Source organism: Ruegeria sp. AP12 (assembly GCF_056540025.1).
Window position 1 is genome coordinate 1 of the sequence record NZ_JBQFVZ010000105.1, and the last position, 936, is coordinate 936.

Annotated in this window: 1 protein-coding gene; it reads right to left on the bottom strand. The window is 54.4% G+C overall.

All coding sequences use genetic code 11. From position 1 onward, the window contains the following. A partial coding sequence (locus tag ACR0E6_RS21540) for a Na+/H+ antiporter NhaC family protein (protein ID WP_480587151.1) occupies positions 1-936 on the bottom strand: 936 nt, incomplete at both ends.

A 936-nucleotide genomic window follows, 5' to 3' on the forward strand; every position in this document is an offset into this window, starting at 1 on the left:
TGTCATGGCATAGACGATACCGATGACCGGTGACAGCCAGCAAGCGAATGCAAGCGGAATATACAGCAGGTTTTCGAAGTTGCCGTCTGCGATACCCAAACCAAGCGCCGTGATGACAAACGCGCCACCTGCATTCCACGGGATTAGAGGGGACACCAGCGTTCCGCCTTCCTCGACCGCCCGGGACAGGTTCAATGGGGAATAGCCCATCGCGCGATAGACCGGTGCATACATCCGTCCAGGAAGTGCAATTGACAGATAAGGGTCACCTGCAACGGTGTTGGTCGCGACAGAGGTCAGGATGGCCGAGGTTTGAATGCCGGCAAACGTTTTCACCTTCGAGATGACAACTTTGATGATCGCCTGAAGGCAACCGACGCGTTCAAGCGCTCCACCAAACCCCAGAGCAAGGAGCACCAGTGAAATCGTCCACATCATCGACTGAATGCCTCCGCGGTTCAGCAGGGGATCGATCTCCGGAACCCCAGTATTGACCGAATAGCCGCTATTGGCAAAGGTGAACGTCTCATGCAGTCCAGCCCCCTGACAGAAGATAGCCATGATGCCGCCCGCAACGGCGCCTGCAAACAGTGACGGGATCGGAGGTTGTTTCATGACCGCCAGCACGATGACCAGAACTGCTGGAAACAGCATGATCGGCGAAATCCAGAACGCGTCATCCAGTGCGGTCGTGATTGCATGAACGCGGTCAAACGATACCTGGGACGTGTCGATCAAAGTTAAGCCAACGACAAAGTAAATCACAAGTGCAATCAGCATCGAAGGAACAGTGGTTGGAAGCATGTTCCGAATGTGATCGAACAAATTGGTTCCTGTTACGGCTGGTGCCAAGTTCGTCGTGTCCGATAGAGGTGAGATCTTGTCTCCAAAGAATGCTCCCGAGACGACCGCCCCCGCTGTCCAATACATTGGAAT